Genomic DNA, 24,335 nt, shown 5'->3' with positions numbered 1-24,335 from the left:
GCGCGGCAGCCCCGTGCGCACGGAGCTTTCTGAATCATGTGTGACTTGTCTTTTTGGAAATGCTGTGTAAAAATACAGTGTCAACTTTCAAAAAGGACTCCTCATGATCAAAGGCAGTTGCTGCTGTGGCTCGGTAAAGTTTGAATTGGCATCCCCTCCGGCAATGATGGGCATGTGTCACTGTTCCCGTTGTCGGAAGGCTGGAGCGAGCGCCTTGGCCTTCGTTGATAAAAAATCATTTACCTTGCTGGCGGGACGGGAATTCATTCAACGCTATGAGCCGGAGCCTCCGTTTACATATGCAAGAACTTTTTGCAAAAAATGCGGAACTTCTTTAGGGGAAATTGGCTCAGAGAATGATTCATTTCCCATCTCAGTCAATTGCCTGGATGATGACCCTGAGGCAAGAATACAATTCCATGTGCATGTTGGCTCCAAGCCTGCATGGTATGAGATTTGTGATAGTGCAAAACAGTTCCAAGAAAGTCCGACATAATAAGAAAAGCCAGTCATTTGACTGGCTTTTTTATCGCATGTTGTCAGGTCCGGTGCGGGAGGATTGCTTTTATTCGTCCATGGCCCAATTGCCTTGATATCTATTTCGTGGCTTGCGTTTCAATTGAGCCGGCATCCACGACGTCCAACGCCGTTGTCCATGCGCCAATGGCGGAACTGGCCTTTGCGCCCATTCGATCTTGGCTTCCCAAGCGATCATTTATGCGCGATGCCCCCTTTAACGGCTAACTGGCACAAACACTTCCCAATTATGCTGTATCGCGGGATTGACGGTCTTGGCGCAACTCACGGCAACATTCGGCCCAGACAGGCCGTGGCTTTTCGGAACCCATGCGGCACGCAAAGGCGCTGCGCATTTGGTAACCAGAATCTTCCGGTTCGGCTGCATGACTTGCCATCTTGTTCCATTTTTGAGATTTTCTGCTGCAATAAACTTGACGGCAGCATCCCTTATCTCAAACAAGCCATGTATGTCGCCTCGTGTCCGATCCTCGTCTATTGTGGTCGCGAGTGCCGGTGAAATACCGGCAACAAGAAAAAAAGAAACGACAAGGGGGGCGTACACGCGTTCTTTCAATTGTGAGGGTAGCAATATATTTACATCCTTGCCAAGTCTATTCGATATTGGATAGGAAGGGGCATCGCCAGGCATGTGCGCATTGGCGAATTTTCAGCGTGACACAGTCAGGCTTCTTCGCCCCGTCGATAGGTGAATTGTTGACGGCTAACCCCCTGGGTGACAAAGTCAGCATCTGGCGGTATCGTTTCCCAGAAAAATTCCCGCTGAAAGATCGGGATCTTGTTGAATTTTCGCGAACGGAATATCCATCTGTTTTTCGTGAAATCGCTGTAGCGGTCGCCTTTGAACTGCTTGTGTACAGTTGTGAAAGGAAGCAAATTTTCAGCGATATCCGGGAAAGCCAGGCTCGGGTTGTCGTCCTTGAATTTCTCAAAAATGCCAAACTGATCTCTGCAGATGACTTGAATGGCAGTCTCTGGAAAACGATGGCGTGGAGACCATAGGACGTTCCAGCCTGATTCTATTTCATTGATGAAATTTGCCAGGTGCGGCGACATAATATAGGCGTCCGACTCGATGTGGATGATTTTATCGACGCCTAATTCATTTGCCACATTGATGGAGTGGAGAAAGCTCCGCCACCAGCCAGGATAATCAATCCCGCTTTGTCGCCCCAGATTGTTATCGAAGCGAATGATGAGATTTTTCTCGTCATTTGAAATCAGCGTATCTTTATGGGAAACCGTCTTGATGATTTCGGCAGGTGGAAGAAATGGCGAACCATCGTCAATCATTATTTTTTTTATTGCATTGATTGGTATGTTTTCGTAGTAGTCGAGCCACCGTTGATACCGGCTTTCCCAGGATGGCGCATCTTTTATGAAACTGGTGCAGAATATAATGGCTTTCATTGGCTAAGCACATTCCTTGTATCTGAAAAATCCGGGTTATTTACGGGTTTATTTATTGAAATTTGCATATATTTTAACAGGTCGGAGGCGCTTGAATCAACGTACGGCATGCCGGCGAGGGAGTTGGCGGCCACCCGGTGGCATCATGGCTTCTGGCGCGCTCCGGCGCTGTCACGCCATGAACCGGCAGATCCCGCTGCCTCCGCCCGCTTGGGGCGTATCGTCCACAGGCATGGATGACCGCTGGTTATACTATTGCATACAAGAGGTTTCTTCCCGTGCCCGCAATGGCAATATTTTGAATGCAAACGCGCCATGCGCGAACTCTTTACACCCGTGAACCAATGAAAAACATCACCGTCGAATATCGCCATAACTTCCCCCTCGATCCGCTCGATGTCGTCCGTGTCTTCGATCAATCCGGCATCAAGCGCCCGACCGCCAATCTCCCGAGAATCGCGCGCATGTTCGCCGCGCCTTGCCTCTCTCTGTCGGCTTGGGTGGATAATGAGCTGGTGGGGGTGGCCCGCTCGCTGACCGATTATGCGTATTGCTGCTATCTGTCGGACCTGGCCGTCGACCAGCGGTACCAGGGGCTGGGTATCGGCAAGGAACTTGTCAAGCGCACCCAGGCCATCATCGGCGACGACGTGTCCTTGATACTGCTCTCCGCCCCGGACGCCATGTCCTACTATCCGATGCTCGGTTTCGAGCCTGCCGGCAACGCTTACGTCATCCGGCGCAAACATTGAGCGACCGTTTTAACAATTCCCGCACCTGATGAAACCCGTCTATACCCTCGCCGAAGCCCTGGCAAAAGATCCCGGCCGCGTCGCCAAAACCCAGGCCCTCACCCTCGACAGTGCCAGGCCCCACATGGGCCTGAAGGGCAGGCATGGCTTGTTCGCTTCCGATGTCTGGTGGGAAAGCATCGAGGCACAGCGCCTCCCGACGCAAACCTTGACGGGCATCATCGAACGCACGTATTTCGCGGGCCAGGACAGCCGCCGTGGCGATCAGGTCAACAGCTTCACCTTGCGCATGGCGGATGGCTCGGCAGTGGACGAAAGCATCTACATAAACCACAAGCAAGACATCAGGCTGTTCGTGCCTGGCGCGATGGTGACGATGGTCTACGCGCAAGATGAGCTGAAGGCACAGCCGGCCGCCGACGGCGGTGTCAATGTGGCGCGTATCGTGCTGGAAGTGGCCATATCCGTCAGAAACGATAAAGAGTAGGGGGTGGCGCCATGCCGATGCTCCACGATCTGCACAAGCTTGATATTGGACAAGTTTCTAGCTGAAATTGGTTTGACCTCCCCCCGCGCCAGGTCTAGAGTCGACAAGGAACCCTCAACGGACCACGATCGCCTCCCATGGCCAAGCCTTTCCCCTTGAATCCCAAGAACCCCGAACGCATCTGCTGGGGCTGCGACAAGTATTGTCCGCCGGATGCCATGCGCTGCGGCAATGGTTCCGAACGCACGCAGCATCCGATCGAGCTGTTTGGCGAAGGCTGGAATGACTGGGGGCTGGCGGCGGCCGACAAGGCCGACAAGGACGAACACCAGCCTTGACGGCAAGCGCAGCACGCGGCGCGCCGCTACAATCTCTTCATCGCGTCCGCGCTGAGGAGCCTCCATGCAAGAAACCCTGTCCCGCTGGCTGGCAAGCAGCGCCGGCGATGTCCAGTTCGTCGAGCACCCGCTGCGCAACACGGCCACGGTGGCGCTGTCGCATGCCACCCTGATCCGTTTCCTCGCGCATACGGGACACGTGCCCCTCATCATGAGCGTCCCCGCGGCTCCCTGATGCTCAATGCCCGGCCACGGGCGCGCCGCCGCTGCGCCGTCCCAGCCGGAAACCATGCGCGCGGGCAGACCAGGCGATGGCAAAGGCCAGCACCAGCAAGCTGACCATGGCCCACGGGAAGGCGCCCGCGCCCCAGGTTTCCAGCAAGGCGCCGCCTGCCACGCCCGCTGCCGCGATGGCTCCATTCCACGCCACCACATTCATCGACAAGGCCACGTCGGCGCCGCTGCCGGCCGTGTCGGCCAGCGCCGTCTGCAACAGCGTTGCCGCGCCGCCAAAGGACAAGCCCCAGACGGCCATGCCCAGGTAAATGACAATGGGAAACTGTGACGCGATGCCCAGCACGAGGGCCGTCGCGGCGAACACGCCCAGGCTGACCAGCACGGTGGCGCGCAGGTGGCGCTCGACCAGCTTGCCCGTGATCCAGATGCCGGCCATGGCGGCGGCGCCGAAGACGAGCAAGACCAGGTCGACCCGTTCCGTCAATCCGGCCGGCGCCACGAATGGGGCGATGTAGGTGTAGAGAATGTTGTGCGCCAGCATCCAGGCGATGACGACGGCCAGCACGGGGCGCACGCCCGGCGTCGTGAAGACGCGGCGCAGGGGCAGGCGTTCATGGACGGACTGGCCCGGATAGTCCGGTACCTTCGCCAGCACCCAGGCGATCAGGATCAATGTCAGGGCGGAAATGATCCAGAATGCGGCGCGCCAGCCGACGAGCGAACCGAGCAAGGTGCCCAGCGGCACGCCCAGGGACAGGGCGACAGGCGCGCCCACCATGGCAAGCGCCAGGGCGCGGCCTTGCTGATGCGGCGCCACCATGCGCCGCGCGTAGCCTGCCAGCAAGCTCCACGCCAGTCCGGCCGCCATGCCGGCAAAGAAACGGGCCGCGAGGGTCAGCCAGTAGTGGGACGACAGCGCCGTGACGGTATTGAACACGAGAAAGCCGATGATGGTCAGCAACAGCACGTTGCGGCGGCGCCAGCCGCGTGTGGCGATGGTGAGCGGAATGGCTGCCAGCAGGGAGCCGAGGGCATAGGTCGTGACCATTTGCCCGGCCAGCGCGGCGCTGATGCCGAGTCCCGTGCTGATCTGCGGCAACAAGCCGGCGGGCAAGGTTTCCGTGACGATGCAGATAAAACCCGTCATGGCCAGGGCCAGCAAGCCGGCGACGGGGAGGCGGTCGGCCAGCGCAGGGCTGGCTCCGGTAGTGATAGTGGCGTGATTCACGGCAAACATCCTTGTCAAGTGATCAGGCGCAGGAGTGCCCCTGACCGTCGCTGCGATATATATGTATCGATCGGTACAAATATAGGCGATGGCGCGCCGCGTTGTCAACGACTTCTGTATCGAGTAGTATGTAAGTAAATGAGGAGGAGCGAAGGATGGCGCAAATGGGACGGCCGCGCACGTTCGACCGGCAGGCGGCGGTCGAGCAGGCCATGTTTTTATTCTGGCAGCAGGGATATGAATCGACGTCCTTGAGCCAGCTCAAGGCGAGCCTGGGCGGCGGCATTTCCGCGCCCAGCTTTTATGCGGCGTTCGGCTCGAAGGAAGCGCTGTTCCGCGAAGCGGCACAATGCTATCTGGACACGTTTGCGCGCGTGACGGAATGCCTGTGGGACGATGGCCTGGCGCCGCGCGCAGCCATCGAGCTGGCCTTGCGCCAGTCGGCCAGCATGCAGTCCGATGCGGGCCACCCGCCCGGCTGCATGGTGGCGCTCGGTTGCATGAGCGCGCCGACGGCCGAGCATGCGGCCGTGGCCGCGCCCCTCACGCAATCGCGCGCCCGCACGCGTGCCGGCTTCGTGCGCTGCGTCGAGCGGGGCATGGCCGGCGGCGAATTGCCTGGTGATATGGATGCCGTGGCGCTGGCGTCCGTCTTCGACAGCTTTCTGTCGGGCGTGGCTATCCAGACCCGCGATGGCGTGGGCTACGCCGTGCTGGACAACGCCATCACGCAGATTCTGCGCGTGTGGGATGCCAGCCGCGTGCCAGGCTAGACGCTAGGCCTGGGCCGCAAAGCGAAACTCCAGCACGTCGTCGCCGTATTTGTCCGTCTCGCCCGTCGAGGTCCAGCCCAGGTAGCGGTAAAAGCCGTACGAACGCGAAGCGGGGTCGTCGGAGCAGCCGAGGAACAGCCGTTGATGACCGTGCGCGCGCAGTTCCGTCATCACCAATTCCAGCAGGGTCTTGCCGATACCGAGGCCTTCGAATTCCGGCAGCAGTGCCAGGACGATGATTTCGCCCGTGTCGCGCTCGCCAAAGCAGTAGCCGACCAGCTGGCCGTCATGATGGCAGACGTGGCCAGGCAAGCTGCCCGAACGCATCATTTCCGCCCAGGTGTCGGCCGTGATGCCCACTTCCGCCAGGCGTTCCGCGGGCACGGCGTTTTGCCGCGTCCTGCCCCGCAAGTCGATAAAGGCCGGAGTGTCTTCCGCCTTGGCGGGATGGAAGGTAATGGAAGCTGGATGTGTCGTCATGTCATTACTCGCTGGTGTCGTGTCTGTGGCGGCAATGAGGTTGGATAAACCTCATTCCCAGGATTTGCGCATGGTTTGCGCATGGCGTTGCCAGTCAAAGATTTTCGTATTCTCGATTGCCTGCTGGCCGGGATTGCCGCTATCGATGATTTCATCCTTGACGATAATCAAGTCGTTTTTGTCATTCAAGCGGTATTCCCGGTAACGCTCGCAATCCTGTGCGCGCCGGGCGATGGCGATTAATGTGTTGCCCCGCCACGCATAGCTGTCTTCATAAAAGCATTGCGCCGCGCAGCCGCAATTGGGAATGCCCCCTTCGATTCTTTGCTCGGCCATGTTGATGTTCAGATTCGGAATGGCTGACAAGGGTTGATTGAAACGGTATTGCTGCGCTGGCGCATCCCACAGCCATACATCGGAACAGCGGATGCGTCCCTGGCTATCCGTGTATCCGGTGACCCACAGGTCGGCATGGCCGTCGAAATTCATGTCCAGCAGCAGCGCGTGCAAATTGCCCGTGCCGCTGCTGCTGCAACTGCCATGCATCCACTGCTTTCCGATTTTCAGCCGATACGTCTGTTTTTCATCGTGATTCGCATAGCGGATATCTGCCGCTTGTTGCACTTTGCCTGTCGCGGCTTTATCCAGATGCAAGGTGCCAGCATAGACCGAGGTGGAAATCAGGGATAAAAGCAGAGCGATCAGTTTCATGGCGATATTTATGGGCTGGCACGAGTGCACAATGCGTGGATTACATCAGGCGGAGAATGATCATACTGCATGAATCCGGCAATGCGCCACACGATTTCCTATCGTGCATTCTGCGCGGAACAGTGCTGTGTACAATGCCAAAAAATCCCCGAATAAGGAATCTTTATGAGCTCCTCTCCTGAATCTTTGAATGAAGCGGGCATCCTCGCTTATAACGACGGTCATTATGCCGAGGCCTTCAAGCAATTCGATGCGGCGGCGCGCACGGGCGATCCGGCCGGCCGGCATTTATTGGCCAGCCTGTATTACCAGGGCCATGGCGTGACGCAAGATTTACCGAAAGCGGTGGAATTGTTTACGGCGGCCGCGCAGGCGGATTTCCCGCCGTCGCTGGCGAATCTGGCCCTGATGTATGCGGGCGGCGATGGCGTCGCGCAAGACATGGCGCAATCGCTCGCGTATGGCCGCCAGGCGGCCGAGGCGGGCGATGGCCAGTCGCAATTCAACCTGGCGCAGGCTTACCGCAAGGGGATTGATGTACCGCAAGACTATGCCGAGGCGGCGTTCTGGTACAAGCAGGCGGCCGAAGCCGGCTCCCTGTCGGCGCAGAATGAATACGGCTTGCTGTACGCGCAGGGGCAGGGCGTGGAACTCGATTACGTGCAGGCGTATGCGTGGATCGCCATGCCGGCCGAGGCGGGCAGCGCACAATCGATCAAGAACCGCGACCAGTTGCTGGAAATTCTCACGCCGTCACAGCAGCAGGCGGCGCGCGCGCTGGCCGCGGAGTATGCGGCGCAGTATGGCGTCAATCCCCACTAAAGTAACACCTAACAAAACCTACTGCGCGTCGTAATTTGCGGTCTGCGATGCTCACTGTACCTTCGTACAGTTGCGCTTCTCAACCACAACTTACTTCCGCTCGCTACGGTTTTGTTAGGTGTTGTTATTGGGATTTCCCAGGTAGTTTTTTCAGCACGCCGGCCGCATCGAGTTCATAGCTGTCGAAATCGCGCGCGAGGAACAGTTCACCCGAGTAATGCAGCCGCGCTTCCGCTTCCAGTTCGGCCATGCCTTCCGCATGGTGATAGCGGGCGCTGAAGTGGGTGAGGATCAGGTTCGGCAAGCGGACCGCTTCGGCGAACTGCGCCACGCGCTGCACGGAGCTGTGCGTGGGGCCGGGCCCCACCTTTTGCAGCATGGCTTCCGTGTAGGTGGCTTCATGCACGAGCAATTGCGCATCCGCGCAAGCGTCGGCCAGCAAGGCCGGTGTGTCGTTGTCGCCGCCGACCACCACCGTGGCGCGCTGCGTTTCCGTCTGGCGGAAAGCGGCGGCGCGCAAGAACGTGCCATCGTCGAGCAGCGCATCCTGGCCAGCCTGCAAGAGTCCCCAGGCGGGACCGGGCGGCACGCCGGCCGCCTGTAGGGCCGCCTTGTCCAGCTTCCACCTGCTCGTTTCCAGCGCGAAACGGTAGCCGACGCTCGGTGCGCGGTGCGACAGCGCGTGGCGCGAGACGGTCAAGCCCGCTTCCTCGTAGACCACTGGCGCGCTGTCCACGTCGATATGAATCAATGGATAGGTCAGGAACAGTTCCGTGTGTAGCAGTGTCGCGTCGATCCAGGCCTTGATGGCGGCCGGGGCGATCAGCAGCAAGGGCTTCTTGCGCCCCGTCATCGAGGCGCTGGCCAGCAAGCCCGGCAGCCCATAGCTGTGGTCGCCATGCACGTGGGTGATGCAGATGCCCACCAGGTCGTGCACGGACAGGGGCAGGCGCTGCAGCCGGTGCTGCGTGGCTTCGCCGCAATCGATCATCCACCAGTCGCGGTTGTGCGTGGTTTGCAGGGCCAGTGACGTAACGTTGCGGTAGCGCGTGGGCACGCCGGAAGACGTGCCGAGAAAAGTCAGTTTGAACATGGGCGCATTATGCGGCAAGCCAACGCCGTTGCCAACGCGCCCGCCTTCAGCTTGCCAATGGCGCGCGCAATTTGTCCTTGTAGATGCGGCCGTTTTTCATGATCAGCAGCAGGTTTTCTTCCGGCTGGGCGAGGAAATCGAGGTTTTTCGCAGGGTCGCCATCGGCCACCAGCAAGTCGGCCAGCGCGCCCGCGGCCAGCTTGCCCAAGGTGCCAGGGTAGGGCGAGCGCTGGCCGGACAGGGCCAGCAGTTCGCCATTTTGCCCCGTCGCCTGCGCCAGCAAGGTCAATGGATCGTAAAAGCGCGTGAGTTTCGCCAGCTGGCGGCCTTGCGTGGGCGTGTTTTTCGCGTTGAACAGGATATCCGTGCCCCAGCCCGTCTTGATGCCGTACTTTTGCGCCAGCGCATACGCCCTCACCGTGCCTTCGGATACGATCCTCTGGCTGGCCTTGCGCGCCGCATCGGGATACACATTCGCATCCGCGTCTTGCAGGAACGGTTGCAGGCTCCACCACGTGCCCGTGTCGCGCATCAGGCGCGCGGAGTCGTCGTCCGCCAGCTGGCCGTGCTCGATGCTGCGCACGCCTGCACGGATGGCCCGCTGTATGCCTTTCGGCGTGTAGACGTGGGTCATCACATACGTGCCCCAGTCGGTGGCCGCTTCTACGCCGGCGCGCAGTTCGCGCTCCGAATACTGCGTGCTGTCGAGCGGGTCATACATGGAGGCGACGCCGCCGCCCGCCATCATCTTGATCTGCGTCGCGCCCAGCATCAGCTGCTCGCGCACGCGGCGCAGCACTTCCGCCTCGCCATCGGCGATCATGGCCATGCCTGCCGTTTCCGCCATGCCCAGCGGCGCATTTGCCGCCCGGGGGATGTCGGAGCGCAAACGGAAGTCGCCATGGCCCGACGTTTGCGAAATCATGGCGCCGGACGGAAAGATGCGGGGGCCGTCGACGATGCCTTCATCGATGGCGCGCTGCAATGCAAACGCGGGGCCGCCCGGATCGCGCACGGACGTAAATCCCCGCAGCAGGGTGCGCTGCGCTTCTTGCGCCGCCACCAGGTACAGATAGCCGATATCGGACGTCATGGCCGTCACCTGGTTGATGGCGGCCAGCATGGTGTGCCAGTGGGCGTCGATCAGGCCCGGCATCACCAGCTTGCCCTGGCAATCGACCACTTGCGCGCCGGCCACCTTTTCGCCGGCCGGCAACAGGGCGGTAATGGTCGGGCCCGTCACCAGCACGTGGATGCCGGAACGGGGCGCCTTGCCCGTGCCGTCGAACAGGCGCAGATTGGTCAGCAGCAGGGGGCGCTGGGGCGTTTGCGGCTGCTGGGCGATGGCGTTGCTGGTGGACAAGCCGATGAAGGGTGCCAGCATGGCGGCCGCGCCGCCGAGAAATTGCCGGCGCCGCATGTCCGCCATCACCCGCTGGTGCAGGATGGTGAAGACGGTGCCGCCGCAGTCGCAGGCGCGCGGCTTCAAGCCGCCCGTTTGCCATGTATCCATCAGATGCTGCTCCTGTGCCAGGGCCATTGCGGTCATCCTTTCATCGCTGCCGCGCCGTGTGCTGGCACGCGGACAAAGTTAATTAATGGAAACAATGACCATTGAAAGCCCGCAGCGAAGGCAAGTCAAGCGTGCACTTGCTTTACAGCAAAGAATGCAGCATTTGCCGTTCAAGGTGCATGCTAAGGTGCATGCTGGCCGCTATCTTCGCCCGCCGTGTAATCGACAAAGCCGTCGCGCCGGCAAAAGCTGGCCAGTTGCATGCCGGCCTGGCGCGCGATGCGGATGGCCAGCGAGGTGGGCGCCGAGATGGTGGCGACGAGCCCGATATGCATGCGCGCCGACTTGCGCACCAGTTCATAGCTGGCGCGGCTGGACAGGAAGACGAAGCCGTCGTGCATGGCGATGCGGTGCAGGGCCAGGTAGCCGATCAGCTTGTCCAGGCCATTGTGCCTGCCCACATCCTCGAACACTTTCACGACGGCGCCCTCGGCCGTGCACCAGGCGGCCGCATGCACGCCGCCCGTCTTGTGCATCAGCTCCTGGTAGGGCAGCAGTTCGCGCGCGGCGCGGCCGAGGATGGCGCTGCTGGCCACCAGCGGCGGCAGGGGACGCGTGATCTTTTCCGGCACCAGGTCCAGCAGGGCCAGGCTTTCGATGCCGCACACGCCGCAGCCCGTGCGCCCGGTCAGTGCGCGGCGGCGGGCCTTGAGCTTGATCAAATCCGGCTGCGCGATGGTCAGCCGCACTTCCGCGCTATCCTCGCCGCAGCACACGTCGAGGTCGTAGATGTCGCGCACGCTGCCGACGATGCCTTCGGTCAAGGTAAAGCCGACGGCGAATTCCTCGAGGTCGCGCGGCGTGGCCATCATCACGGCGTGGGCGATGCCGTTGTAGACGAGGGCCACGGGATACTCCTCGGCCACCATGTCGCGGCCCGCCGTGGCCACGCCCCCCTGGTGGCGCACCATGGGGACGTCCAGATAACCGTCGCGTTCGATGGTGGTGATGCCGATATCGCATTCCATGATTTTTTCCTCCGGTTAATCGATCTGATAGCGCGGGCAGGGCCGTATCGAGGGCGGCAGCGGGTCGCCATGCAATTCCAGCAGCGAGCGTTCCGTTTCCCGCGTCATGGCGTTCAGGGCCAGGCAGTTGGGCGCCAGGCCGAACGGTTCGGCGATCTGCTGCGCAATGGCTTCCAGCGCGAACAGGGTGTAGGCGACGAAGACGGAAATGAGGGGCGTGGCCACGCCGATGGCGTCCACCAGGCCCAGCGGCAACAGGAAGCAGTACATGTAGACGGTGCGGTGCACCAGCACGCCGTATGGATACGGGATCGGCGTGTTCTTGATGCGCTCGCAGCCGGCCACGGTGGCGGCCAGGTCGTTGAGCTGGGTGTCGAGCATCCACAGCAGCTGCGTCTGGCCCCCCTGGCGCTGCACGGCGTCGTGCAGCATGGCGCGCACCGCATGCAGGATGGCGACGGGCTTGAAGTTGACGCCCTGCAAGCGCTGCACGTCCTCGGCCGGCAGGTAGCGCGCCAGGTCTTCCTGCGGGTCCGTCTGGCGCAACTGGTGCTTGAGCGCGTAGACGAAGGCGACCAGGCGACGCAGCAGCAACTCATGGTCGAGGCCGCTCGTTTCCTGCGGCAGATACGTGAGCGCCTGCGAAGCGAGGGCCCGCGCGGCGATCAGCAATTGCCCCCAGATATGCCGCGCCTCGACGAAGCGCGCATAGCTGGCGTTATTGCGAAACCCGAGAAAGATCGCCAGGCTGATGCCGACCATGGGAAACGGCGCCGTATCGAGCGGAATCTTGACGCCGAAGATACGGCCATCCGTCAGCAAGGCCAGCGAACTGACGACCAGCATCAGCAGCAATTGCGGGATGATGGCTTGCAGCACCGAGCCATCCCAGACAAACAGCATGCGGAACCAGTTGGTGGTGGGGCGAATGATCATGATGGAAGACGCATGCTGTGATGTGAATCAATGTTTCCGGGGCACGACTTTGCCCTCGAAGACGTAATATTGGAACAGGTTGTAGCCGATCATGATCGGCAGCATCGTGCCCATGCCGATCAGCATGAAGATCAGGGTCGGCTCATCGGACGCGGCCGCCGCGATGCTCAGCTTGCCCGGCACCAGGTCCGGGAAGAAGCTGATGGCCAGGCCCGCGAACGACGCCAGGAACAGCACGATGGCGCCGCGGAAGGGGCCGCGCACGCCGTTCACGTGCACGGCCCACAGGATGTAGATGAAGGCGCTGGCGGCGATGGCGGCCAGGGCCAGCAGCACGCCGAACACGCCCGGCTGTGCCCAGCGGTCGTGGCCGATGGCGCTGAAGACCATGGTGCCGGCCGACAGCACGATGGCGGCCGCGACCGTTGCCAGCACGCTGGTGGTCGCGTAGCGGCGCGCCGCCGCTTCCAGCAAGCCGCCCGTCTTCTTGATCAGATACGTGCTGCCCAGCAGGCAATAGCCGGCCACCACGCCGAGCGCCGTACAGGCCGTGAAGATGCCGCTCAGCCAGCCCGGCTGCAAGCCCGTGATGACCTCGCCCAGCACCACGCCTTGCGCCACGGCGGCCAGCAGGCTGCCCACGCCGAAGACCACGTCCCACAGGCGCTTGTTGCCGGCAGCATGGCGGAACTCGATCGAGGCGCCGCGCATGATCAGGCTGGCGATCAACAGCATGATGGGAATGTACAGCTGTTCCAGCAAGGTGGCGTAGGCGCTGGGAAAGGCGCCGAACAGGGCGCCGCCCACCACCACCAGCCAGGTCTCGTTGGCGTCCCACACGTGGGCGATCGATTGGAAGATCAGGTTGCGTTCCTGCTCGCGGCGGGTGAACAGGCTGAGGATGCCCACGCCCAGGTCGAAGCCGTCCGTGACGACGTAAAAGATCAGCATCAGGCCGATCAAGCCGAACCAGGCATTGCCCAGCATGGCATGCGAATTCATATCCATTACATACTCCTAGTCAGATGGCGGCGCATTTCAATACCCCACGGCATGGGCGGCGTCCGGCAGCGGCAGCGCCACGTCCGGGCCTTGTTGCAGCCATTTCTTGGCAAACACAAAGAAGGTGAGGAACAGCACGACGTAAAACACGGCAAACATCAGCATGCTGCCGGCCACGGCGTGGGCCGCCACGTCGGAGACGGCGTCGCGCGTGCGCAGCAAGCCGTACACGACCCACGGCTGGCGTCCCACTTCGCGTACGATCCAGCCGCACTCGACGGCGATGTAGGGCAGCGGAATCGTCAGCACCCAGGCCAGCAGCAGCTTGCGGTTGCGCACGAACTCCTGCACCCGTCCACTCACCTTGCGCCAGGCCACGAAGGTCCAGAACGACAGCAGCACGAACCACATGCCGATGCCGGCCATGGCGCGGAAGGCGTAGTACAGCAACGGCAGCATGGGCGGCTGGTCTGCGCGTGCGATGTCGGCCAGGCCCGTGATCTTGCCCGTGGCGCTATGCGTGGCGATCACGCTGAGCATGCCGGGCACTTCGACGGACCAGTCATTCTTTTGCTCCGCCTGGTTGGGCCAGGCCAGCAAGGACCAGGCCGCGCCCTCGCCATCGGGGTTCGTGTGCCAGTGGCCTTCGATGGCCGCGCCCTTGGCGGGCTGGGTCTTGAAGACGTCGACGCCGCTGGAATCGCCGAGCCACACCTGCAACGGCGCGATGACCAGCAGCAACATCAGCGCCAGCTTGAACGAGCGGGCGAAGAAGGCCGGTTCGCGGCGCTTGAACATATACCAGGCGGAAATGCCGGCGATGACGAACAAGCCCGTTTCCACGGCAGCCACCCACATGTGGCCCACGGCCCAGGCCATGTCGGGATTGAAGATGGCGGCCACGTAATCGGTGACGATGATCTTGCCGTCCACCACGCGCACGCCGGCCGGCGTCTGCATCCAGGAATTGGCGACCATGATCCAGAACGAGGAAATGCTGGACCCCAGCGCCACCATGCCGGTGGCAAACAGGTGCACGCCCTTCGGTACGCGGCCCCAGCCGAACATCATGACGCCGATGAAACCCGCTTCCAGCATGAAGGCCATGGCGCCTTCGAAGCCGAGGATGTTGCCGATGAACTGGCCGGAATGGTGCGAAAACGGCGCCCAGTTGGTGCCGAACTGGAATTCCAGGGGAATCCCGCTGACGACGCCGACGGCGAAGTTGAGCACCAGCAACTTGCTCCAGAAGCGCGCGTGGCGGTAGTAGACGGGGTCGCTGGTGCGCAGCCACAGCGCCTCGACGACGAACAGGAACAGCGACAGGCTGATCGTCAAGATGGGCCACAGGATGTGGAAGATGGCCGTCATCGCAAATTGCGCGCGCGACAGGTCCAGGGTATCGAAACCGAACATGGCGTTCTCCTGTTCAGCTGACTGCGGCCGAAGGCGACAGCAGCACGGGAATGGATTTGAAGGTCGGCGTGCGCGAACCGTAGCCGACGCTGTCGAGCGGCACCAGCGGGTTGGTTTCCGGGTAGTAGGCGCCGATGCAGCCGCGCGGGATGTCGTACTCGACCAGCAGGAAGCGGTCGGCGCGGCGTTCGATGCCGTCGTGCCACACGCCGATCAGGTCGACCCAGTCGCCGGCCGCAAAGCCCAGCATGGCCAGGTCGTCCTTGTTGATGAAGACGACGCGGCGCTGGCCGAAGACGCCGCGGTAGCGGTCGTCCATGGCGTAGATGGTCGTGTTGTACTGGTCGTGCGAACGCGTTGTCATCAGCACCATCAGGCGCTCGCCGTATTGCTGGCGGGCGCGGTGGATCGGCGTGTCCAGTTCCACGGCGTTGACGAGGAATTGCGCCTTGCCGCTTTCCGTCTTCCATACCCGTTCGCGCGAGGCGATTTCCAGGTGGAAACCACCCGGTTTGGCCACGCGCAAGTTGTAGTCGAAAAAGTCATCGAACACTTGCTCGATGGAATCGCGCAGCAGCGCATAGTTGCCGGAATAGCGCAGCCAGTCGATCTTCTCGCTGCCCAGGGTCGCTTGCGCCATGCCGGCCACGATGGCGATTTCCGAGCGCAGATTGGGCGAGGCGGGCTGGTTCATGCCGAACGAGATATGCACCATGCTCATCGAGTCTTCCACCGTCACGCCTTGCGCCACGCCCGACTGCACGTCGATTTCCGTGCGTCCCAGGGTGGGCAGGATCAGCGCATCCTTGCCGTGCACGAGGTGGCTGCGGTTGAGCTTGGTGGCGATGTGCACGGTCAGGTCGCACGAACGCAGCGCGTCCCAGGTGCGCGGCGTGTCCGGCGTGGCCATGGAGAAATTGCCGCCCAGGGCAACGAACACTTTCACCTTCTTCTCCAGCATGGCTTCGATGGTGCCGACGGCGTCATAGCCGTGGTGGCGCGGCGGCTCGAAGTTGAAGACGAGACCCAGGCGGTCGAGGAATTCCTTGGTCGGCTGTTCCTCGATGCCCATGGTGCGGTCGCCCTGCACGTTCGAGTGGCCGCGCACGGGGCACAGTCCCGCGCCCCGCTTGCCGATATTGCCGCGCATCATCATCAAGTTCGACAGGATTTGCACGGTGGCCAGCGAATTCTTGTGCTGCGTCACGCCCATGCCCCAGGTCGAAATGACGGCCTTGCCCTTCACATAGATCTGCGTCAATTCTTCGATCTTGTCGCGCGCCACGCCCGATTCGGCCAGCAGCAAGTCCCAGCTTTCCGCGCGCAGGTCGGCGGCGAAGGCGTCGAAGCCGCTCGTGTGTTCGGCGATGAAATCGCAGTCGAGCACGCGCTCCTGGCCGTGGGCGATGGCCTCGTCATCGAGCTCGACGACGCGCTTGGCCATGGCCTTGATCAGCGCGAAGTCGCCGCCCAATGTCGGGCAGATGAACAGCGAGCAGATGTTCGTGCTGCCGCCCGTCAGCATTTCCAGCGGATGCTGGGGGCTGGTGAAGCGCTCCAGGCCCCGTTCGTGCAGCGGGTTGATGGAGACGATGGTGGCGCCGCGGCGTGACGCTTCGCGCAATTCGCCCAGCATGCGCGGGTGGTTGGTGGCCGGGTTCTGGCCGAACAGCAGCAGGGTGTCCGCATGCTCGAAGTCGTCCAGCAGCACCGTGCCCTTGCCGATGCCCACCGTTTCCGGCAAGCCGCGGCTCGTCGCTTCGTGGCACAGGTTGGAACAGTCGGGGAAGTTGTTCGTGCCGTAGGCGCGCACGAACAGTTGATACAGGAAAGCCGCTTCGTTGCTGGCGCGGCCCGACGTGTAGAAGGCGGCCTGGTTCGGGTCGTCCAGCGCGTGCAGGTGGTGCGCCACGAGGGCGAAGGCGTCGTCCCAGGAAATGGCCTGGTACTTGTCGCTGGCCGCGTCGTACACCATGGGGTCCGTCAAGCGGCCATGTTGTTCCAGATCATAGTCCGACTGCTCCATCAATGCGGTGACCGTGTGCTCCTCGAAAAATTCCGGGCGTACGCGCTTGCTCGTCGATTCGGCGGCCACGGCCTTGACGCCGTTTTCGCAGAATTCGAACGTGGACGCGTGTTCGCGGTCGGGCCAGGCGCAGCCGGGACAGTCGAAGCCGTCCGGCTGGTTTTGCTCGAACAGCGAACGGTAATTGCCCGCGCTGACTTTTTCCTTGAACAGATTGATGGCCACGTACTTGAGGGCACCCCAACCGGCCGCGGCATGGGTGTAGGGCGCGATGCGCGCGTCGGACTTTGGCTTGCTCATGATGACTCTCCTGGTGATATGCGATGGGACAATCACATGGTAGGGGCGGCGGCTTGCCCCGTAGGCGCACAGTTCCGGACAAAAAAACAGAGTACAGATGGCAAGGTGACGATGCCGGTCGCGCCGGCGCCGGCCGTGATCTATGATGTGGACAAGGAGAAAAAACATGCACAAGGAAGACAAGGAAGACGGCATCGACGCGGCCCTGATAGCGCTGCTGGCGCTGCTGTGGGAGGCGCGGCAGGAGGCGCCGGAGAAACCGTGGTCGCTGGCCAAGCTGGCCAAGCGGGCGGGGGTACAGATGAGCACTTTGTTGCGCCAGCTCAATGCGCTGTCCAGCGCGGGACTGGTGAACGTGACGACGGCCGAGAGCGGCGGCGGCAGCGCGCTACTCAGCGCGGCGGGTGCGGAACTGTGCGCCACGGTGTTTGCCGTACCGCCATCGCAGTAGGAGTACAGTCCCGCGCGTCTGTACTCTATCGGCCGGCGCCGGACTGTACCTCTTTGCCTGCCCCCATTCGTCCTATGCTACTTCCAGACGAATGCCTATCGAGGGGAAGCACCATGAACACCATCCTGTATCCGCAGCCGGCGCTCCGGCAGCCAAGCCATATCGAACCGTGCGTGGACATGCTGGGCCGCCCCCTGACGGATTTGCGCATTTCCGTCATCGACCAGTGCAACTTCCGCTGCACCTATTGCATGCCGGCCGAGCTGTATCCCAGCGACTACCCGTTTCTTCCATCGAGCGAGCGCCTGTCCTTCGCGCAGATCGAGACGATGGCGCGCGCCTTCGTGCGCCTCGGCGTCGATAAAATCCGCATCACGGGCGGCGAGCCGCTGCTGCGCAAGAACCTGGAACAGCTGATCGAGGCGCTGGCGAAACTGACCACGCCGGACGGGCGCGCCGTGAGCATCGCGCTGACGACGAATGGCAGCTTGCTGGCGGCCAAGGCGCGTTCGCTCAAGGATGCGGGCCTGGAGCGGGTCACCGTCAGCCTCGACAGCCTGGATAACGGCATTTTCCAGCGCATGAATGGCGTCGATTTTCCCGTCGAAAAAGTGCTGCACGGCATTGAGGTAGCGCAAGCCGTGGGCTTGACTCCCGTGAAGGTCAACATGGTGGTGCAGAAAGGCGTCAACGATAGCCAGATCGTGCCGCTGGCGCGCCATTTCCGCCACACGGGCGTGGTGCTGCGCCTGATCGAATTCATGGACGTGGGCGGCATCGGCGCCTGGTCGCGCACGCACGTCGTCACGTCCGAGGCGGCGCGCGCGCTGATCGCCGCCGAGTTCCCCCTCGTGTCGCTGGGCGAAGGCAAGCCTGTCTCGCACGAAACGGCCAGCCGCTACCGTTATCTGGATGGCGGCGGCGAAGTGGGTTTCATTTCCAGCGTGTCGCAGCCGTTCTGCGGCGACTGCAGCCGCGTGCGCGTGTCGTCGGACGGCAAGCTGTTTACGTGCTTGTTCGCCCAGGACGGCCTCGACCTGCGGTCCCGGCTTGATTCTGCGCAAGGTCTGGAAAGCCTGCTGCGCCAGCATTGGCAGCGCCGTGGCGACCGCTATTCGGAAGTGCGCGGCGCACTGGCCCAGCTGGGCGGGCGCAAGCAGTATCCCACCGTGCGCATGTCGCTGGTGGGCGGATAACTGGTTTACAACGCCTAGCAAAACCGTAGCGAGCGGAAGTAAGTTGTGGCTAAGAAGCGCAACTGTACGAAGGTACAGTGAGCATCGCAGGCCGCAAATTACGACGCGCAGTAGGTTTTGATAGGTGTTATTAGAGGAATTCGGTGATGAGCTTGCCGAGCAGGATGATGGCTTGCTCGACGCCCGCGCTCCACGGATAGCTGTAGTTGAGGCGGATGCAATGCTTGTAAGCCTGGCTGACGGAAAACATGCGTCCCGGACCCACCGTGATCTTGCATTCCAGCGCGCGCCGGTACAGCTGCATGGAGTCTATGTCGCCAGGCAATTCCACCCACAGCACGTAGCCGCCCTGCGGGTGCGAGATTTTCGTGCCAGCAGGAAAGAAACGCTGCACGGCGGCCGCCATGATGCGCGCCTGCTGGGCATACGCCTTGCGGGTGCGGCGCAGATGCTGTTCGTAGCCATCGTTTTGCAGGTATTCGGCGATGGCCAGCTGGGGAAACGAGGACGTGGCCAGGGTGTTGAGGAATTTGAGTTCCTCCACCTTGCCCCGGTAGCGTCCGGCCAGGGCCCAGCCCACGCGCTGCGCGGAACTGAGGCTCTTGGAAAACGAGGAGCAGTGCAGCACCAGGCCCTTGCGGTCGTAGGACTTGAGCGAGGTTGGGTGGGCGTCGCCGTAATACAGCTCGTTGTAGACGCCGTTTTCGATGGCCGGCACGTCGTGCTGCTCCAGCAACTGGTACAAGGCCCGCTTGCGCTGGTCGGACATCTGGAAACCGAGCGGATTCTGGAAGTTCGGCATCACCATGACGGCGGCGATCGGCTGCCGGGCCATGATGTCGGCCAGCGCTTCGATGCTGATGCCTTCATACGGGTCGGTGGACACTTCCACCACCTTCATGCCCAGCCGTTCGACGGCCATCAGCATGGCGTAGAAGGTGGGCGACTCGACGGCGATGGTGTCGCCGGGCTTGGCCACCGCTTGCAGGCACAGGTTGATCGCTTCCGTGGCGCCCACGGTGACGATGATTTCGTCGGGATCGACGGCCAGGCCGTTTTCCATGTAGCGGCGGGCGATTTCGCGGATCAGCTGCGGGTTGCCCGGCGGCAGGTCGTCCGTCACGTTCCACGCGCGGTTGCGGCGCGCCACCGCGCCCGCATACTGGTTGATGCGTTCCCAGGGAAACAGCGACGGGTCGGGGTAGGGCGAGCCCAGCGGGATGGCGTCATGCAAGCCGATCGAGCGCAGGGTGGACAGCACCAGCCGGCTCACGTGCACTTCCGCCGGCACGGGGCTGGGGTGCGATGCCTGCATGCAGATGGACGGCGTGGCTGTGTCGCCGGCGCGCTGGCGCACGAAGTAGCCGGACTGGGGCCGGCTTTCGATCACGCCCATGCCCTCCAGCTTGACGTAGGCGCGCAGCACCGTGGTGATGCTCAGCTTGTGCTGCTGGCTGGTCTGGCGCACGGACGGAATGCGTTCGCCGGGCAAGAGCACGCCCTTGGCCACCAGTTGCTCGATGTCGCTGACGAGCTTTTCATACAATTTCATGCAATGGTATCCATTCTTATTCTTGCTCTACGTCATTGCATTATCGTTCAATTCATGACTACCTATAGTTACAGTTATCGCATGTTGCCAAAATGAAACTGCCATCCGGCACTTCTGGTTTAAGATCCACATAGAAACGAAAAAGAGGAACCTCTGTCATGGCAATTCCACAAAGCATGCTGTCTGTCGTCGCGCGCGACGAAGTGCATTTGCAGTTCAAGGTGAAGGCCGGCGTCGACATGCGGCAGCTGTTCCAGCGGCTGGGCAAGCTGTGGGAATCCGAAGTCACGGGCATCCTGGACCCCACCCTGAACCGCCACCATCAGTTGACGGGCGGCACGGCCAATGTGGTGCTGGGATTCAAGCCCGAACTGTGGCGCGCCGCGTGCCCCGGCTGCGTGCCGGACAATATGGCATCGTTCGCGCACGACCTGGTGGGCGCCAACGGCAAGACGGCGCCGGCCACCCAGCACGATTTCTGGGTCTGGATCACGCAGTCGAACGCGGCCACCCTGTACGACAGCATGCGCACGACGCTCACCTTGCTGAGTCCCTTCGCCGAGCTGGCCAGCGAACAGGTGTGTTTTCCGTATCATAACAATGTGACCTTCGACGGCTTTGCCGACGGCGTCGCCAACCCGAATCCGTTCCGCGCCAACGGCGTGGCCATCATTCCTGACGGCGAAGCGGGCGCGGGCGGTTCCACCGTGTTACTGCAGAAATGGCGCATGGACGTGGAGCGCCTGCGCGCCTTGCCCGTGCACGCGGCGGAGCAGGTGTGGGGCCGCACCAAGGCCGGCAGCCATGAATTGTCGCCGTTGCCCGTCGATTCCCACGTGGGCCGCAACCAATTCATCCGCGATGGCGAGGAAGTCGATATCGTGCGCCGCAACGCCAATTACGCCAATGCCAGCGAGGCGGGCGTCATGTTTGTCGGTTTTTGCAAGGACATCACCGTGACCATGGGCATGCTGCGGCAAATGTACGGCGTAGGCTATGATGGCGTCACCAAGACGGACCGGCTGCTGGATTTTTCCACGGCGCTGTCGTCGGCGATCTATTTCGTGCCCAGCATCGACGCCTTGCTGGCCGCGGGCATTTCGCCGGCGGACCCCGGCTGAGGGCCGCCCCGGCGGTCCCTATTTCTACTTTAAAGGAGTTTTCCATGCGTATACGTCCCGCCACACTGCTGTCCGCCCTGATCTTCGGCAGCGTCGTCTTCAGCGCTTCCGCTTCCGCCGTCGGCCTGGGTTTCCTGGCCGATACGCCGATGGCTTACCTGAACAAGAACGACAAGCCCGTCTTCGTCAAGGCCGTCACCGACGTGCTCAATGACAAGAAAGATGGCGAAACCGTGCAATGGAGCAATGAAGGCTTGCGCAATTCCGTGCGCATCGCCGCCGACATCACGGCCAGCGACACGCAAAAGACGGATGAGCAAACTTGCCGCAAGGTACAGGTGGGCTTGAGCGCCAAGGGCCAGGAACAGACCCTCAAGCTGACGGTCTGCAAGGCCGGCACGGCCGCCTGGAAAGTGAAAAAACAATAAGCACCGGCCGCCGCCCTTCCTTGCCGGAAGGGCGGCGTCGCGATGACTGCCCGCAGCGTGCGCTGCGGCTGCCTAGTCGTGGTTGATGGCTGCCACCTGGTGCAAGCATGCCTCGTCGGTGAGCAAGGTGACCACCGCATTGGTTCTGGCATGGACGCGCACGCCCTTGAGCCAGTCCGGCAGGGCAAGGACGGCGCCCGCCACAATGGGCAGGATGACCTGGATCACGGACTCGCTGCCCCTGGGCGGCGTCGCCTCGAAGTCCAGGTCCTGGATGCCGTCCTGCGGCGGCTTGAGGTAGACGCGCGGTGCGAGGGGGACCGCCTGCCAGCCGCCGGAGCTGACTTCGCCGATCGCGCTCACATGCAAATGCGGGGGAAGGCTCTTGTCGATGGCGAGGTGCACGGCCTTTACTTTGTAGATGGGAACGCTCATGGTATCTCCAGGAAGGATGGGGTGCGCCGCCAGGCCCGCGGCGTGTAGGGCCAGTCCCGATGTCTCGGCATCGTTAAGCTAGCTCAGCAAGTGTAGGTCGTATTTTCACCATCACCATCTCCAATTGTCACCATGGCCAGGCGCGCAAGCCATGCTGCTCTACTTTCTTGGGGGAAAGCCACCCGCAACGGTTAGAATCACGTTTTACCTTCTTTTTCCCATCTGCATGCAGCAAAGTCGCCTCCTGTTCTTCCGCCTGGCCGGCCAGTTTCGCCGCTATGGCGCCATCGTCGCCGCCACCTTGCTGGCCGTGGGCGTGGCGTCCGCCACCGATGTATTGTTAATCAGGCAATTGCAAAACGTCGTCGACGCCATGCGCGCGACGGCCAGCACGCAGGCCGCGCCCGCGTCCGGCGTGATGGGCATGCTGCAGGGCTGGGTCGACCGTTTCTTGCCGGCACAGGCGGGGCAGGTGGACTTGTGGGTGATTCCCGCCACCATCCTGGGCCTGGCCGTGCTGCGCATGGTGTCGAGCTTTGCCGGCGACTACGGTTCCGTATGGCTATCGAGCCGGGTGCAGGCGGATTTGCGCGAAAAGATGTTCGCCACCATCATGCGCCTGCCCAGCCGCTTTTTCGACACCACCACCACCAGCCTGACGCAGTCGCGCGTGGCCTTCGACGCCAGCCAGGTGTCGCAGGCGGGCTTGAACGTGCTCAACGTGATGGTGCGCGATTCCGTCGCCACCGTCGGCTACCTGATTTTATTGTTCAGCATCGACGTGAAACTGGCCCTGTTCTGCATGGCGTCGATGCCCATCGTGGCCATCGTCGTGACCCTGGCGGGCCGCCGCATGCGCCACCTGAGCAAGAGTTCGCAGCAAGCCGTGGGCGAGCTGACGTCCGTGCTGGACGAAAGCATCGGCGGCCAGCGCGTGGTGAAAATCTTTGGCGGCCAGGATTATGAACAGGCGCGCTTCGTCAACGTCGTCAAGCGCAACCGCCAGCTGGCCGTCAAGCATGCCGCCACCTCGGCCATGAATTCCGGCTTCATCATGATGCTCGTCGGCATTACCCTGTCGTCCGTGATCTATTTCGCCATGCTGCGCGCGCAAAGCGGCGCCATCACGCCGGGCGCCTTCGTCGCCTTCATGGGCGCGCTGATGGCGATGCAGTCGCCGATCAAGAATTTGACGAAGATCAACGAGCCGCTGCAGCGGGGCTTGGCGGCGGCCGAGTCCGTCTTCGGCTTGATCGACACGCCGCTGGAACCGGACCCGGGCACCATCGCGCCGGTCACGGTGCAGGGCAATCTGTCCTTGCAGAACGTCAACTTCCGCTACAACAGCGACGATCCCGATGCGCCCACGGCCTTGAGCGATATCACGCTCGACATCCGCGCCGGTGAAACGGTGGCCCTGGTGGGCGGCTCCGGCGGCGGCAAGACGACCTTGCTGGGCTTGCTGCCGCGCTTCTACGACGTCAGCGGCGGCCAGATCCTGCTCGATGGCGTCGACCTGCGCGATTACGCCTTGCTGGCCTTGCGGCGCCAGTTCGCCCTCGTCAGCCAGGATGTGATCCTGTTCAACGACACGATGGCGGCGAACATCGCGTATGGCGACCCGGCCCCGGACCAGGTCCGCATCGAAGCGTCGGCGCGCGCCGCGTATGCGCACGATTTCATCATGCAGTTGCCGCAAGGCTACGAAACCCAGGCGGGGCAGAACGGTTCGCGCCTGTCGGGCGGACAACGCCAGCGCCTGGCCATCGCGCGCGCCCTGTACAAGGACGCGCCCATCCTGCTGCTCGATGAAGCGACCAGCGCGCTGGATACGGAGTCGGAACGTTCCGTGCAGGCGGCGCTGGAAGTGCTGATGCGCAACCGCACCACCATCGTCATCGCCCACCGCCTGTCGACCATCGAAAGCGCCGACCGCATCGTCGTCATGCAGGGCGGGCGCCTGGTGGAATCGGGCAGCCACGCCACCTTGCTGCAGCAGGGCGGCGCGTATGCGCGCCTGCATGCGAGCCAGTTGTCGCCCGTCAAGGATGGCGCGGCCTAGA

General features: G+C 62.2%; 26 protein-coding genes. 12 read left to right on the top strand and 14 right to left on the bottom strand.

The window, feature by feature from the left end; translation table 11 throughout:
* The first annotated feature begins 103 nt into the window (after positions 1 to 103).
* Positions 104 to 496 carry a GFA family protein gene (locus tag O0881_RS15655; protein WP_289912067.1) on the top strand — a complete coding sequence of 131 codons (393 nt, stop codon included), beginning with the start codon at positions 104 to 106 and terminating at the stop codon, positions 494 to 496.
* A gap of 237 nt (positions 497 to 733) precedes the next feature.
* On the opposite strand, the gene O0881_RS15650 is transcribed toward O0881_RS15655, so the two are convergent.
* Together O0881_RS15650 and O0881_RS15645 are read right to left on the bottom strand one after the other, a co-directional pair.
* On the bottom strand, positions 734 to 1,168 hold the full coding sequence (locus tag O0881_RS15650; protein WP_289912066.1) for a hypothetical protein: 435 nt from the start codon (positions 1,166 to 1,168) through the stop codon (positions 734 to 736).
* Positions 1,169 to 1,200: 32 nt separating this feature from the next.
* Positions 1,201 to 1,947 carry a hypothetical protein gene (locus tag O0881_RS15645; protein WP_289912065.1) on the bottom strand — a complete coding sequence of 249 codons (747 nt, stop codon included), beginning with the start codon at positions 1,945 to 1,947 and terminating at the stop codon, positions 1,201 to 1,203.
* Between the two features lie 344 nt (positions 1,948 to 2,291).
* On the opposite strand from O0881_RS15645, the gene O0881_RS15640 reads away from it, so the two are divergent.
* The 4 genes from O0881_RS15640 (at position 2,292) to O0881_RS15625 (ending at position 3,759) form a co-directional block, all read left to right on the top strand.
* Positions 2,292 to 2,699: a GNAT family N-acetyltransferase gene (locus O0881_RS15640; protein WP_289912064.1), complete on the top strand. Its 408-nt coding sequence runs from the start codon at positions 2,292 to 2,294 to the stop codon at positions 2,697 to 2,699.
* A gap of 28 nt (positions 2,700 to 2,727) precedes the next feature.
* Complete coding sequence (locus O0881_RS15635; protein ID WP_289912063.1) at positions 2,728 to 3,186, top strand: hypothetical protein; 459 nt, start codon at positions 2,728 to 2,730, stop codon at positions 3,184 to 3,186.
* A 137-nt stretch (positions 3,187 to 3,323) separates the two neighbouring features.
* Positions 3,324 to 3,524 (top strand): DUF3079 domain-containing protein, encoded by a 201-nt coding sequence (locus O0881_RS15630; RefSeq protein ID WP_289912062.1) that lies wholly within the window; start codon positions 3,324 to 3,326, stop codon positions 3,522 to 3,524.
* 64 nt (positions 3,525 to 3,588) lie between these two features.
* Positions 3,589 to 3,759: a hypothetical protein gene (locus O0881_RS15625; RefSeq protein ID WP_289912061.1), complete on the top strand. Its 171-nt coding sequence runs from the start codon at positions 3,589 to 3,591 to the stop codon at positions 3,757 to 3,759.
* Positions 3,760 to 3,762: 3 nt separating this feature from the next.
* On the opposite strand, the gene O0881_RS15620 is transcribed toward O0881_RS15625, so the two are convergent.
* Entirely contained in the window at positions 3,763 to 4,908 is a 1,146-nt protein-coding gene (locus tag O0881_RS15620) for an MFS transporter (RefSeq protein WP_289912243.1), read from the bottom strand.
* A 245-nt stretch (positions 4,909 to 5,153) separates the two neighbouring features.
* On the opposite strand from O0881_RS15620, the gene O0881_RS15615 reads away from it, so the two are divergent.
* Entirely contained in the window at positions 5,154 to 5,762 is a 609-nt protein-coding gene (locus O0881_RS15615; RefSeq protein ID WP_354670216.1) for a TetR/AcrR family transcriptional regulator, read from the top strand.
* A gap of 3 nt (positions 5,763 to 5,765) precedes the next feature.
* Here O0881_RS15615 and O0881_RS15610 read toward each other — a convergent pair whose 3' ends face one another.
* Positions 5,766 to 6,242 carry a GNAT family N-acetyltransferase gene (locus tag O0881_RS15610; protein ID WP_289912059.1) on the bottom strand — a complete coding sequence of 159 codons (477 nt, stop codon included), beginning with the start codon at positions 6,240 to 6,242 and terminating at the stop codon, positions 5,766 to 5,768.
* A 51-nt stretch (positions 6,243 to 6,293) separates the two neighbouring features.
* Positions 6,294 to 6,953, bottom strand: a complete 660-nt coding sequence (locus O0881_RS15605; protein WP_289912058.1) for a hypothetical protein — start codon at positions 6,951 to 6,953, stop codon at positions 6,294 to 6,296.
* A gap of 165 nt (positions 6,954 to 7,118) precedes the next feature.
* On the opposite strand from O0881_RS15605, the gene O0881_RS15600 reads away from it, so the two are divergent.
* Positions 7,119 to 7,775 carry a tetratricopeptide repeat protein gene (locus O0881_RS15600; RefSeq protein WP_289912057.1) on the top strand — a complete coding sequence of 219 codons (657 nt, stop codon included), beginning with the start codon at positions 7,119 to 7,121 and terminating at the stop codon, positions 7,773 to 7,775.
* A gap of 124 nt (positions 7,776 to 7,899) precedes the next feature.
* Here O0881_RS15600 and O0881_RS15595 read toward each other — a convergent pair whose 3' ends face one another.
* The 7 genes from O0881_RS15595 to O0881_RS15565 form a co-directional block, all read right to left on the bottom strand.
* The gene (locus O0881_RS15595; protein ID WP_289912056.1) at positions 7,900 to 8,868 is read right to left on the bottom strand and encodes a ribonuclease Z; all 969 of its coding nucleotides are present in this window, start codon (positions 8,866 to 8,868) and stop codon (positions 7,900 to 7,902) included.
* Between the two features lie 46 nt (positions 8,869 to 8,914).
* The gene (locus O0881_RS15590; RefSeq protein WP_289912055.1) at positions 8,915 to 10,381 is read right to left on the bottom strand and encodes an amidohydrolase family protein; all 1,467 of its coding nucleotides are present in this window, start codon (positions 10,379 to 10,381) and stop codon (positions 8,915 to 8,917) included.
* A 182-nt stretch (positions 10,382 to 10,563) separates the two neighbouring features.
* Positions 10,564 to 11,352 carry a formate dehydrogenase accessory sulfurtransferase FdhD gene (gene fdhD, locus O0881_RS15585; protein ID WP_289912242.1) on the bottom strand — a complete coding sequence of 263 codons (789 nt, stop codon included), beginning with the start codon at positions 11,350 to 11,352 and terminating at the stop codon, positions 10,564 to 10,566.
* Positions 11,353 to 11,424: 72 nt separating this feature from the next.
* On the bottom strand, positions 11,425 to 12,345 hold the full coding sequence (locus tag O0881_RS15580) for a bestrophin family ion channel (RefSeq protein ID WP_289912053.1): 921 nt from the start codon (positions 12,343 to 12,345) through the stop codon (positions 11,425 to 11,427).
* Positions 12,346 to 12,372: 27 nt separating this feature from the next.
* Entirely contained in the window at positions 12,373 to 13,353 is a 981-nt protein-coding gene (locus tag O0881_RS15575) for a cytochrome d ubiquinol oxidase subunit II (RefSeq protein WP_099664926.1), read from the bottom strand.
* Positions 13,354 to 13,383: 30 nt separating this feature from the next.
* Positions 13,384 to 14,763, bottom strand: coding sequence for a cytochrome ubiquinol oxidase subunit I (locus tag O0881_RS15570; protein ID WP_289912051.1), 1,380 nt, complete (start codon positions 14,761 to 14,763; stop codon positions 13,384 to 13,386).
* Positions 14,764 to 14,776: 13 nt separating this feature from the next.
* On the bottom strand, positions 14,777 to 17,089 hold the full coding sequence (locus O0881_RS15565; protein ID WP_289912048.1) for an FdhF/YdeP family oxidoreductase: 2,313 nt from the start codon (positions 17,087 to 17,089) through the stop codon (positions 14,777 to 14,779).
* A 166-nt stretch (positions 17,090 to 17,255) separates the two neighbouring features.
* Between O0881_RS15565 and O0881_RS15560 the strand changes: the two genes are divergently transcribed.
* Entirely contained in the window at positions 17,256 to 17,540 is a 285-nt protein-coding gene (locus O0881_RS15560) for a helix-turn-helix domain-containing protein (RefSeq protein ID WP_099664923.1), read from the top strand.
* A 113-nt stretch (positions 17,541 to 17,653) separates the two neighbouring features.
* On the top strand, positions 17,654 to 18,736 hold the full coding sequence (moaA, locus tag O0881_RS15555; RefSeq protein WP_289912044.1) for a GTP 3',8-cyclase MoaA: 1,083 nt from the start codon (positions 17,654 to 17,656) through the stop codon (positions 18,734 to 18,736).
* 130 nt (positions 18,737 to 18,866) lie between these two features.
* Here moaA and O0881_RS15550 read toward each other — a convergent pair whose 3' ends face one another.
* Positions 18,867 to 20,288: a PLP-dependent aminotransferase family protein gene (locus O0881_RS15550; RefSeq protein WP_289912043.1), complete on the bottom strand. Its 1,422-nt coding sequence runs from the start codon at positions 20,286 to 20,288 to the stop codon at positions 18,867 to 18,869.
* A 158-nt stretch (positions 20,289 to 20,446) separates the two neighbouring features.
* Between O0881_RS15550 and O0881_RS15545 the strand changes: the two genes are divergently transcribed.
* The gene (locus O0881_RS15545) at positions 20,447 to 21,409 is read left to right on the top strand and encodes a Dyp-type peroxidase (protein WP_289906449.1); all 963 of its coding nucleotides are present in this window, start codon (positions 20,447 to 20,449) and stop codon (positions 21,407 to 21,409) included.
* A gap of 44 nt (positions 21,410 to 21,453) precedes the next feature.
* The gene (locus O0881_RS15540) at positions 21,454 to 21,837 is read left to right on the top strand and encodes a hypothetical protein (RefSeq protein ID WP_251350810.1); all 384 of its coding nucleotides are present in this window, start codon (positions 21,454 to 21,456) and stop codon (positions 21,835 to 21,837) included.
* Between the two features lie 72 nt (positions 21,838 to 21,909).
* On the opposite strand, the gene O0881_RS15535 is transcribed toward O0881_RS15540, so the two are convergent.
* On the bottom strand, positions 21,910 to 22,272 hold the full coding sequence (locus tag O0881_RS15535; RefSeq protein WP_289912041.1) for a hypothetical protein: 363 nt from the start codon (positions 22,270 to 22,272) through the stop codon (positions 21,910 to 21,912).
* A gap of 226 nt (positions 22,273 to 22,498) precedes the next feature.
* On the opposite strand from O0881_RS15535, the gene msbA reads away from it, so the two are divergent.
* Positions 22,499 to 24,334, top strand: a complete 1,836-nt coding sequence (gene msbA / locus O0881_RS15530) for a lipid A export permease/ATP-binding protein MsbA (protein ID WP_289899272.1) — start codon at positions 22,499 to 22,501, stop codon at positions 24,332 to 24,334.
* The last annotated feature ends 1 nt before the right edge of the window (position 24,335 follow it).

Source organism: Janthinobacterium sp. SUN100 (assembly GCF_030397705.1).
Classification (GTDB): Bacteria; Pseudomonadota; Gammaproteobacteria; order Burkholderiales; family Burkholderiaceae_D; genus Janthinobacterium; species Janthinobacterium kumbetense.
Note: the sequence above shows the minus strand (reverse complement) of the source record. Positions and strands in the feature narration are given on the sequence as shown.

Excerpts from the sequence above, each read along its gene's own strand:
- O0881_RS15650 (WP_289912066.1), bottom strand. The coding sequence starts at position 1,168 with ATGCCTGGCGATGCCCCTTCCTATCCAATATCGAATAGACTTGGCAAG.
- O0881_RS15560 (WP_099664923.1), top strand. The coding sequence starts at position 17,256 with ATGCACAAGGAAGACAAGGAAGACGGCATCGACGCGGCCCTGATAGCG.
- moaA (WP_289912044.1), top strand. The coding sequence starts at position 17,654 with ATGAACACCATCCTGTATCCGCAGCCGGCGCTCCGGCAGCCAAGCCAT.
- O0881_RS15565 (WP_289912048.1), bottom strand. The coding sequence starts at position 17,089 with ATGAGCAAGCCAAAGTCCGACGCGCGCATCGCGCCCTACACCCATGCC.
- O0881_RS15545 (WP_289906449.1), top strand. The coding sequence starts at position 20,447 with ATGGCAATTCCACAAAGCATGCTGTCTGTCGTCGCGCGCGACGAAGTG.
- O0881_RS15640 (WP_289912064.1), top strand. The coding sequence starts at position 2,292 with ATGAAAAACATCACCGTCGAATATCGCCATAACTTCCCCCTCGATCCG.
- O0881_RS15540 (WP_251350810.1), top strand. The coding sequence starts at position 21,454 with ATGCGTATACGTCCCGCCACACTGCTGTCCGCCCTGATCTTCGGCAGC.
- O0881_RS15655 (WP_289912067.1), top strand. The coding sequence starts at position 104 with ATGATCAAAGGCAGTTGCTGCTGTGGCTCGGTAAAGTTTGAATTGGCA.
- O0881_RS15600 (WP_289912057.1), top strand. The coding sequence starts at position 7,119 with ATGAGCTCCTCTCCTGAATCTTTGAATGAAGCGGGCATCCTCGCTTAT.
- O0881_RS15645 (WP_289912065.1), bottom strand. The coding sequence starts at position 1,947 with ATGAAAGCCATTATATTCTGCACCAGTTTCATAAAAGATGCGCCATCC.
- O0881_RS15635 (WP_289912063.1), top strand. The coding sequence starts at position 2,728 with ATGAAACCCGTCTATACCCTCGCCGAAGCCCTGGCAAAAGATCCCGGC.
- O0881_RS15575 (WP_099664926.1), bottom strand. The coding sequence starts at position 13,353 with ATGGATATGAATTCGCATGCCATGCTGGGCAATGCCTGGTTCGGCTTG.
- O0881_RS15615 (WP_354670216.1), top strand. The coding sequence starts at position 5,154 with ATGGGACGGCCGCGCACGTTCGACCGGCAGGCGGCGGTCGAGCAGGCC.
- fdhD (WP_289912242.1), bottom strand. The coding sequence starts at position 11,352 with ATGGTGCGCCACCAGGGGGGCGTGGCCACGGCGGGCCGCGACATGGTG.
- O0881_RS15605 (WP_289912058.1), bottom strand. The coding sequence starts at position 6,953 with ATGAAACTGATCGCTCTGCTTTTATCCCTGATTTCCACCTCGGTCTAT.
- O0881_RS15620 (WP_289912243.1), bottom strand. The coding sequence starts at position 4,908 with ATGACGGGTTTTATCTGCATCGTCACGGAAACCTTGCCCGCCGGCTTG.
- O0881_RS15550 (WP_289912043.1), bottom strand. The coding sequence starts at position 20,288 with ATGAAATTGTATGAAAAGCTCGTCAGCGACATCGAGCAACTGGTGGCC.
- msbA (WP_289899272.1), top strand. The coding sequence starts at position 22,499 with ATGCAGCAAAGTCGCCTCCTGTTCTTCCGCCTGGCCGGCCAGTTTCGC.
- O0881_RS15580 (WP_289912053.1), bottom strand. The coding sequence starts at position 12,345 with ATGATCATTCGCCCCACCACCAACTGGTTCCGCATGCTGTTTGTCTGG.
- O0881_RS15570 (WP_289912051.1), bottom strand. The coding sequence starts at position 14,763 with ATGTTCGGTTTCGATACCCTGGACCTGTCGCGCGCGCAATTTGCGATG.
- O0881_RS15625 (WP_289912061.1), top strand. The coding sequence starts at position 3,589 with ATGCAAGAAACCCTGTCCCGCTGGCTGGCAAGCAGCGCCGGCGATGTC.
- O0881_RS15590 (WP_289912055.1), bottom strand. The coding sequence starts at position 10,381 with ATGGATACATGGCAAACGGGCGGCTTGAAGCCGCGCGCCTGCGACTGC.
- O0881_RS15595 (WP_289912056.1), bottom strand. The coding sequence starts at position 8,868 with ATGTTCAAACTGACTTTTCTCGGCACGTCTTCCGGCGTGCCCACGCGC.
- O0881_RS15610 (WP_289912059.1), bottom strand. The coding sequence starts at position 6,242 with ATGACGACACATCCAGCTTCCATTACCTTCCATCCCGCCAAGGCGGAA.
- O0881_RS15630 (WP_289912062.1), top strand. The coding sequence starts at position 3,324 with ATGGCCAAGCCTTTCCCCTTGAATCCCAAGAACCCCGAACGCATCTGC.
- O0881_RS15535 (WP_289912041.1), bottom strand. The coding sequence starts at position 22,272 with ATGAGCGTTCCCATCTACAAAGTAAAGGCCGTGCACCTCGCCATCGAC.